Below are 8,524 nucleotides of genomic sequence, written 5' to 3'. Positions count from 1 at the left end.
GCGAATGAAGCAGGTTTTACCGATTATTGGCGTGGAGATAAACGAGCAGAGGAGATCTACAATAGAAGGGTAGCCAAGGAACGTGCTTACCAAAAAGCCTTGGAAGAGAAACATCCATGGTTGTCTTCTGGCGCTTATATTGTTGGGTCAATTTTACCAACATTAGCATCCTTTGCTATTCCCGCATTAAATTTTTTGCGAGCAGGTTCGACTTTAGGAAGTTTAGGTAGGGGCGCTCTTGTCGGAGCGGGTTCTGGTGCTTTGCATGGTTCCGGTGCAGGAGAAGGTTACAATGATACGGTAAACTCGGCGTTAGCTGGTGGTCTTGGGGGAGCTGTTTTGACACCGGTTGCTTCTTTAGCTGGTATGGGAGTTTCTAAAGGAGTGCGAGGTCTAGGAAACCTTGTAAAGGATGCTCCCGTGATAAGGAGAAGTTTTAATCCTGCTCATAAAGAAGTTTCAAATAAAGCTTTGAGAGAAGTTGCCAAGCAACTTTACGATAATAAAACCAAAAAGATCACTCAACGCTTTGCTTCTGAACCTCATGATGTGTTTTTGACAGATATTAATGAGAAACTACGACAGGTTTTATTTAAGTCTTCTGAAACAAACAAAGATGTTTATAATCTCTTGAAACAAGCCCATGAGAAAAGACTGGGAGGTTCTGTTCAACGTCTTGATGATATGATGGAGCAGACAATAGTTCCATACCGGCATAGCGATACTTTAAGTAGGATGCTTAAACAGCAAGGGAAAGAAGCGCATGATCATCTTTATGAACAAGCAAGGCGAACTGCAATAGGACAAGAGCATTATCCGGCTCTTAATAAACTTTTTGAAAATAAAGGCTTTCAAAAAGCTCTCAAAGAAGCTGTAAATACATTAGAAGAGCATTCTCTGAAAGAAAACCCTCAACGATTTTATGATCAAAGATTTAGTAGTATAAACTATAAACCTACGATAGAGTTATTAGATCAAACCAAGCAGTCTCTTGATGATTTGATAGAGAAGAGTAAGAGACTAGGCGATAACCAAAAAGTCTCTGGCTACCAAATACTCAAAAAAGATTTGGTAAAAATAATGGATCAAATCTCTCCTACTTATAAAGTAGCACGTGGTAGTGCAGAAAAATTCAAAAACTTTGAAAATAGTTTTGAGAAAGGTAGGCAGGCTCTTGGAACAAAACTAGAAAAGAGTTTTGAAAGAGATGCGGTTCAGGAAAATCTTTCTAAAGGCAATTGGTCAGATAAAAACAATACCTATCATATGGGTATGAGAGATGCATTAGATGATTTATTGAGGAAAGAGAATGACCCTATTAATGCATTCTCTAATCTTTTAAAACAAAATCTTGCGTCTGAGAATCTTAAAAGGATAATAGGACCTGAACGGTTTGCTTCTTTTAAGAAGGCCGTAGATCAGGAGAAATTCTATTCTGATGCAGCAAAAAAGGGTTTTGGAGAATTTAGCGGTGCTCCTGAATTGTCTCTTTTTGAGGGCGTTCGCATACCACATAGTCTTCCTGATTTACCAGCTCAAACCTTTAAATTAGCACGAAATATATTTGCACATCCAAATTCACCAGAAGCGGTAAGAGCAAGACAAGAGATAGAACGCGGTATAGCGAAATTAGCGACTTTTGGAGTTAAAGGAATGAAGCAAAATGAAATTGCTCAAATGATACAAAGTGCTTTAAATTGGCATAGCTTGGGGGTAATAACGGATGAAGGTTTGAAACTTTTTTCTAGAGCTATAGCAAAAGGATTGGGTCCTCGTGCTTCAATAGAGTACGCGAAATGACCCGTTCTAATCCCTCTATAGATCAAGCGATACGACAATCTGCGGCGCGTTATGGCTTGCCTGCGCATTATTTGTATCGTGTTGCCCAAATTGAAAGTGGTGGGAATCCGAATGCCAGAAATCCTCGTTCTTCTGCTGGTGGACTGTATCAGTTTATAGACAGCACAGCAAAACAATATGGCTTGCAGGATAGGTTTGACCCCGTGCAAGCAGCGGATGCCATGGGCAGGTTTACACGCGATAATCGTAATCATTTAAGCCGCGTATTGGGCAGAGCGCCTACAGATGCAGAATTGTATTTAGCCCATCAACAAGGTGCAGGGGGAGCGGCGCGGCTTCTGCAAAATCCTCATGCCCATGCCGCGCAAATTGTTGGCAGCAATGCCGTTGGTTTGAATGGCGGTAATAATGCGATGCGTGCTGGTGATTTTGTCCAGAGGGTGTTGCAAATGTATGGTGGACAGCAGCCTTATCGTGCAAGTTCTGCTGTTGGAGGGAGTGTTCCACAGGGCTTTAACAGCAATAGGGATAACTTGCTTGCATTTTTAAGAGCGTTGCTCTCCTCACAGCAAAAGACCTCAGAAGCTGATGAGAGTGATGATGATAATCCTTTGATGACGCAATTTATGAGAGCGTTTTACGGGCCCTTTTATAAGATTTAGGATTCACAAGACATGTCAACGATTTATGATTGGTCGCTTAGAGCGTCGGAGAACACGCACGCTGATGATTTGGTTGATTGGTCAGAAGGACAATTGCCAAGCACCGTGAACAACAGTGCGCGTGGAATGATGCAACGGGTAAGAGAGTATTTGGCGGATACGGGTGGCGCAATTGAAAGTACATTTACGGTTGATGATGTTCAGCAAAGAACAGAGATTAGGTTGCAAACCAAATCTGCGTTTAGAGAGTATAAGAAAGATATCGTTTTACGGTTTAAAGCCAAAGGAAGAAATATTGGTATAACGACGGTAGCTGTGAATAATCTACAGGGTAAACAGGTTTACAAAGTCACAGAATTCGGGATTGCGCTTTTATCAGGCAATGAGATGCAACAAGGCTGCATTTATACTTTAGTGTATGATGAAGCCATTGATGGGTGGCAGCTTCTTAATCCCACACCCACACAGTCACAACGAGGTTTGGCAAGCAATCTTTATCCGTCAGGCTTTATAGGGACCTTTGCTATGCAAGCCCTCCCAAGTGGTTGGTTATTGTGTGATGGAAGTGCTTACTCACGCAGTACTTATAGTGATCTGTTTGCTGCGATAGGAACCATGTGGGGTCGTGGCGATGGTGAGACGACGTTTAATGTTCCTGATTTGCGCGGGATGTTTTTACGGGGGGTTGATGGAGGACGCAATGTTGATGCTGGGCGCGATTTTGCGAGTGTGCAACAGGATTCACTCCAATCTCATAGACATGGGGGTCATGAGATTTTTCCAGAGCATATTCGTGAAACAGGAATGGACCATTGGCATGGTGATGTAACGATGCTGTGGGGTCATTTACTTGATGAAGAGAAGAAATCGACAGTTGAATCGGTTACGGGAATAAGAAGAGAGAACATGCAGGCATATGATATTTTGGCCGTTCCTCTTGATCAATATTATACACATAGTATCAGGACGATAACGGGTCTAGGAAGTGAAACGCGTCCCATCAATGTCGCGGTTGTTTTTGCAATAAAAAGCTGAGGCAAGTATGTCAGATATATATGGTTGGTCTTTAACGGCGTCTGAAAATGCAGGTGCTGATAGTTTTATGAATTGGTGTGAAGGACAACCGCCCCATACAGTTAATAATAGTGCGCGTGTGATGATGCAGCGTGTGCGGGAGTATTTAACAGATACGGGTGGTGCAGTTGAGAGTATTGTTGTGGTTGATTGGGCACAACAACAGACAGCAATTCGTTTACAGAGCACATCGCGCTTTTTAGAGTACAAGAATGATATTGTCGTGCGGTTTAGGTCCAGTGGATGGAATGTTGGTGCGAGCACGGTTTCAATTAATGGGTTAAAGGAAAAAACGGTTTACAAAGCGACAGAGGGTGGTATTAGCGCCCTTGTTGGCGGGGAAATCCAAAATGGCTGTATTTATACTTTGGTGTATGATGAAGCCATTGATGGGTGGCAGCTTCTGAATCCCACACCGCTAAAAGTTTCTCCATTCAAACGCTTTCCTTCTGGTTTTATAGGCAGCTTTGCAATGGAAAGTTTACCTGATGGTTGGTTGTTATGTGATGGGAGTGCTTATTCACGTACTGCTTATCGTAATCTTTTTGCAACCATTGGAACCATGTGGGGTCATGGCGATGGTGAGACGACGTTTAATGTTCCTGATATGAGAGGGATGTTTTTACGGGGATTTGATTATTTAGGGAATGTTGATAGAGAGCGAAGTTTTGCAAGTACGCAACGGTGTTCTTTGAGAACCCATGATCATATTATTGGGACTGATGAGACGAAAGCAAGCTCTTCGAGACGTAAGCGGGATCTTTCCTCTGTTAATCCTTCACACAGACAGCGTCGGAGTGCAAATGAAGTGAGTGAGGAAGAGAAACAAGCGCGCGAGGCAGAAAATTTACGGCGTAGAAATAGTCGGAAAAGATGTTTTTCTGCGAATTTGTGGGGGTATGAGGATCCTGATTGTTGGGGCGGGTCTCCTTCTGTTGATCATGGGAATGTTGGTGAAGAGGAATGTGTGGGTTTAACAGGGGATGCCCTTGAGAGGTGTGAGAAAGCATTTGAAAGCGTAACGCAAACAACTCAAGAGGAGGCCTCTCCACATCCTTCTGAAGGGCATAGCTCACGTCCATTTTTTATCAAATATCAAGATAACTTTTACATGTTTCCTGTTCCCAAGCGCGCTGATCAAGAATTTGGCGTTCATAAGCATAGGATTATGACGGATAGCTTTGGAGGAGAAGAAACGCGTCCGATTAATGTATCAGTTGTCTTTGGCATTAAGACGTGAGGTTCTTGCAATGTTATCGAAACCGTTTGCAATATCAGAAGTGAAAGACCCGTCGCAAATACGGGTTGTTTTATATTCAGGAGACCGCTTTGTCCATGCGCCGCTTAATGGGATGATTGATGTTGTGAAGGAGGCTTTGCAGTCAGAGCTTGAAGATAAAATACAAGGTCTAGAAGAGCGCATAAAAGTTTTAAGTACAGAGCTAGAAGAACTGAAAGAATGTTCATTTTAACTATTCATTTGAACTGATGTTAAGGAAAGAAAGATTATGGGCATACCGTATCATACGCATGAGTATCAAATACCAGCAGCGACGAAAGAGGACATTATAGAGGGCACTTCAGTGGATAAGGTTGCTGTCCCGAAGTCACTGGGGAGTGCAGCGGTTTATCAATATGAAGCTTTTGCGACAGCGGAGCAAGGAGCACAGGCGAAACAGGCAGCAGAAGTGGCAACAGGGATAGCCAAGATAGCGAAGCAAACAGCGGATGAAGCGAAAGCAGTATCGGAACAGGCAAAAACAGTAGCGGATGAAGCGAAAGGAACGTCTAATACAGCCACAGCGATATCCACAGAGGCATCGAAAACAGCGACACAAGCTGCAACTGTGGCAGCGGCAGCAACAGAAACAGCCAATGGAGCGAAGGCAACAGCAGACAATGCACAACGTGTGTCAGAAGAAGCTAAGACTACAGCAGAAGCTTCTCAGATGCTTTCTCAACAGTCGAAGAGCGCTTGTGATGATGCAAAGCAAATAGCCAATGAAGCCAAAACGATTGCTGAAAAGGCAAAAAGTACAGCAGAGGAAGCAAAACAAGCCACTTTAACAGCACAACAGAGCAGTGGTACTTCTGGTTTGAGTGATTTTCTTAAAGATTTAAACTTGAGTGTGATTTCAGTTTCCACGCCGTTTCTTGTTGCGTCGGGGAAAAAACAATTGCAGTTGAAAAAAGGAACACACATTACTTTATCATTAGCAAATGGTGTCTACATTGCAAGTTATTCAAGCGATACAGTAATAAGCATTTCCTCTTTAAGTGCTGGCAAGGATTATTATGTCTATTTGGTTCCTGACGGCAACACGCATAAACTTGTTTTGTCAGAAAACGCGACCTTTCCTCATGGTTACACAGCGACGAATTCGCGAAAGATCGGCGGCTTTCATACGCTTTGTGCCGATGTTGGAACGATTTCTGGACATCCTTTGTCTGGTTATCGTGCGGGGGATATTTTACCGCAATCTGTTTGGTGTCTCAATCATCGCCCGCATAGTTCGCCAGAAGGGATGGTTTATGACCCGTCACAGGATATTTGGGTCGATATTTATCTCCAGTCAGGAACGGGTGAAAATACTCGGTCAGAATATGGTGTTCCTATCACGACGAACCGTGGCTATACAGATCATGTATCAGATATGATGCGTGTTAAGAAGACTTTATTGAGTGATACAGAATTTGCTTCCGCTATGTATGGGAGCAATGACAAGACAAGTATTGAAGGGAAAGAGGCGCCTTCCCCCAAACATTCAGGCGGTCATGTTGATACGGAGAAGAGACGTATGATTTCGTATATCGGCTGTGAAGATGGTTGTGGTTATGTTTGGCAATTTTTGAGAGATGTTTGTTTCATGCAAACAGTAGTTGGAAGAGCACCAAATGTACAGTTTAAAAAAGAGATGCATACATTGTTAGGTGGTGGAGAGTGGTCAGATGGTACGAATATCAGTCCACATCTGCGTACAGTAATTATTCGTAATGCCCGTTATGAAGCATCTGGCGCTCGTGGATCTAGCCATCCACGCAATTTTGTTTAGAGGAGGAGGAGGAGATGAGAGAATATCCAGAGCATTTAAATAGCAAGCAAGACTATTTGAACATGTTGGATTTTGATAAGGCTGAAACGGTAAGAAGGCTAGAGAACCTGTTAAAAACGCGGTTTCATTGGGTTCGGGGCAAAGAGCTTGGTGAGAACGAAGAAGGTATTGAAGATGAAACGCATAGCGTTCATGTGGTAATGGAAATGGCAGATTTTGATACTGATATTGATCTTAGAGCAAAACGTATTCAGTACGAATTGCAAGAGAGTGAGTTTTCTCATCTTTTCCGTCTTGGTTTTACGGTAGAAGAGGTCGAGCAATTGATCAAAGAGAAGAGCGAATGAATCTTCTGTAAGCATAATCGAAAACACCTTTTATCCCGCCTCACTTTTGTGGGGCTTTTTTTATGGAGGAGCAGATGAGAACGATATCGAAAGAAGGGTTAGCACTGATCAAACAATGGGAAGGTTTGCGTTTACAGGCTTATAAAGATTTAGCGTGCGTTTGGACCATTGGTTACGGTCACACAAGTGAGGCAGGAAGACCTTTTGTTCGCAAAGGCATGCGTATCACGCAAGAGCAAGCAGAGGCCATTCTTCGTGAGGACTTAAAACAATTTGAAAAGACTGTTGAAGAAGCGGTGATGGTTTCCTTAACGGATGAACAATTCGCGGCATTAGTGTCCTTTTGCTATAATGTCGGGACAAAAGCCTTTTGCAATTCGACCTTGTTAAAGAAGCTCAATAAAGGGGATTATGAAGCTGTTCCAGAGGAATTACAGAAATGGAATAGAGTGGGTGGGAAACGTCTTCAAGGGCTTGCAAACCGGCGAGCAGCTGAAGCAGGCTTATGGGCAAAAGGGGCTTATATTGCTTCTAACTATCAGAGAGTGGAAACAAAAGGAGCAACGGGCTCTCTCAAAGCAGAAATTCTTGCCCCGATTATAGGTTCTTTTTCAGGTCTTGGAGGTTTGGTTGCGGGCAATGGTCCTGTGCAATGGGCTTTGGCTGGCATCATGGTTTTAGCGGCATGTGCGGGCATTGTGTTTGTAGCCAAGAGGTTTCGGGAGCAACGTTTATGATTTTGTGGCTTAAGAAATATCAGATGATGCTTACAGCGGCTTTAGCCGTTTTTTTTATCGCTTTAGTGAAGGCCTTCCATCTTGGCAAGAAATCGGAACAGCACAAGCAAACAGAGAATGCTTTAAAGATAACAACGACACGTCTTGAGGTTGAAAATGAAGTTAATCGGAAAAGTGATGGTGATGTGCGTTCTGCTCTGTCTCGTTGGGTGCGCGGCAAATAGGGTTATTAGTTGTGGTGGCTGGTTGCCAATTTATTTGGATCAGCAAGATGTTGCGGTGATCAGTCCCAATCTCGCAAGAGACATTTTAAAACATAACAAGTAGGGAGCGCATTTATGTGGTTGGCGACATGATGAGAAAAGAAAATAACAAAGATAAAGATCTCACAGAAAAGGAACAACAGTTGCTTCATGAAATGATCAATACTTATCAGGGGTTGAAGATGATGTCTCGTTTTATGAAGTGGGTGGCGTTCATCATCTTTATGTTTGTTATCGATTTTGCCCGCCTTATGGATGCGATAGACAATATCTTCTCACACTTCAAAAGATGGTTAACAAAAAGTTAAATGCACCAAATCTTCTCAAAAAAACGCCCGAAAAGAAGTCCTGATTCGTAATCATTAGATAGAAAGACATAAGGATTTTTGCTAGAATCACTATGAAAAAATTATTCTTTCTCAAGGATTTTTTTAGATGCTAACACTGTTTGGTAAAACCTTACGCAAGCTTCGTATTGATCATTCTGAACGTCTATTAGATATGGCTGAGAAATTAAACATATCTGTACCATTTTTATCTTCTGTAGAAATTGGCAAAAAGTCTGTTCCGGTAGGAATGGAAGAAAAG

At 42.6% G+C, this 8,524-nt stretch carries 10 protein-coding genes and 1 pseudogene; all 11 read left to right on the top strand.

Annotated features, from left to right (window positions below; translation table 11 throughout):
* On the top strand, window positions 1–1,800 hold a 1,800-nt coding region (locus MCQ_RS07440; RefSeq protein ID WP_006924545.1), incomplete at its 5' end, for a hypothetical protein.
* A complete protein-coding gene (locus tag MCQ_RS07435; RefSeq protein ID WP_006924544.1) occupies window positions 1,797–2,462 on the top strand; it encodes a transglycosylase SLT domain-containing protein in 666 nt (221 codons plus the stop codon). The genes MCQ_RS07440 and MCQ_RS07435, both read left to right, overlap by 4 nt.
* Window positions 2,463–2,474: 12 nt before the next feature.
* Window positions 2,475–3,497, top strand: coding sequence for a tail fiber protein (locus MCQ_RS07430; RefSeq protein ID WP_006924543.1), 1,023 nt, complete (start codon window positions 2,475–2,477; stop codon window positions 3,495–3,497).
* Between the two features lie 7 nt (window positions 3,498–3,504).
* Window positions 3,505–4,776 carry a phage tail protein gene (locus tag MCQ_RS07425; protein WP_006924542.1) on the top strand — a complete coding sequence of 424 codons (1,272 nt, stop codon included), beginning with the start codon at window positions 3,505–3,507 and terminating at the stop codon, window positions 4,774–4,776.
* Between the two features lie 10 nt (window positions 4,777–4,786).
* Window positions 4,787–5,008, top strand: coding sequence for a hypothetical protein (locus MCQ_RS07420; protein ID WP_006924541.1), 222 nt, complete (start codon window positions 4,787–4,789; stop codon window positions 5,006–5,008).
* Between the two features lie 36 nt (window positions 5,009–5,044).
* Window positions 5,045–6,589: a phage major tropism determinant gene (locus MCQ_RS09415; protein ID WP_006924540.1), complete on the top strand. Its 1,545-nt coding sequence runs from the start codon at window positions 5,045–5,047 to the stop codon at window positions 6,587–6,589.
* Window positions 6,590–6,603: 14 nt separating this feature from the next.
* Window positions 6,604–6,936: a hypothetical protein gene (locus MCQ_RS07410; protein WP_006924539.1), complete on the top strand. Its 333-nt coding sequence runs from the start codon at window positions 6,604–6,606 to the stop codon at window positions 6,934–6,936.
* 74 nt (window positions 6,937–7,010) lie between these two features.
* Window positions 7,011–7,673: a lysozyme gene (locus MCQ_RS07405; RefSeq protein WP_006924533.1), complete on the top strand. Its 663-nt coding sequence runs from the start codon at window positions 7,011–7,013 to the stop codon at window positions 7,671–7,673.
* A complete protein-coding gene (locus MCQ_RS07400; RefSeq protein ID WP_006924531.1) occupies window positions 7,670–7,897 on the top strand; it encodes a hypothetical protein in 228 nt (75 codons plus the stop codon). Before MCQ_RS07405 ends, MCQ_RS07400 begins: the two co-directional genes overlap by 4 nt.
* Window positions 7,898–8,013: 116 nt before the next feature.
* Window positions 8,014–8,244, top strand: a complete 231-nt coding sequence (locus MCQ_RS07395; protein ID WP_006924538.1) for a hypothetical protein — start codon at window positions 8,014–8,016, stop codon at window positions 8,242–8,244.
* 127 nt (window positions 8,245–8,371) lie between these two features.
* A pseudogene (locus tag MCQ_RS09740) lies at window positions 8,372–8,524 on the top strand (helix-turn-helix domain-containing protein); the annotation flags it as partial.

Origin of the sequence: Candidatus Bartonella washoeensis Sb944nv, from assembly GCF_000278135.1 — a bacterium.
In the GTDB taxonomy this organism is placed as follows: domain Bacteria; phylum Pseudomonadota; class Alphaproteobacteria; order Rhizobiales; family Rhizobiaceae; genus Bartonella; species Bartonella washoeensis.
This window is presented reverse-complemented; position numbering and strand designations above follow the sequence as displayed.

Bases quoted from the DNA above. Each gene is read 5' to 3' on its own strand.
- MCQ_RS07435 (WP_006924544.1), top strand. From the start codon at position 1,797: ATGACCCGTTCTAATCCCTCTATAGATCAAGCGATACGACAATCTGCG.
- MCQ_RS07410 (WP_006924539.1), top strand. From the start codon at position 6,604: ATGAGAGAATATCCAGAGCATTTAAATAGCAAGCAAGACTATTTGAAC.
- MCQ_RS07430 (WP_006924543.1), top strand. From the start codon at position 2,475: ATGTCAACGATTTATGATTGGTCGCTTAGAGCGTCGGAGAACACGCAC.
- MCQ_RS07425 (WP_006924542.1), top strand. From the start codon at position 3,505: ATGTCAGATATATATGGTTGGTCTTTAACGGCGTCTGAAAATGCAGGT.
- MCQ_RS07405 (WP_006924533.1), top strand. From the start codon at position 7,011: ATGAGAACGATATCGAAAGAAGGGTTAGCACTGATCAAACAATGGGAA.
- MCQ_RS09415 (WP_006924540.1), top strand. From the start codon at position 5,045: ATGGGCATACCGTATCATACGCATGAGTATCAAATACCAGCAGCGACG.
- MCQ_RS07400 (WP_006924531.1), top strand. From the start codon at position 7,670: ATGATTTTGTGGCTTAAGAAATATCAGATGATGCTTACAGCGGCTTTA.
- MCQ_RS07420 (WP_006924541.1), top strand. From the start codon at position 4,787: ATGTTATCGAAACCGTTTGCAATATCAGAAGTGAAAGACCCGTCGCAA.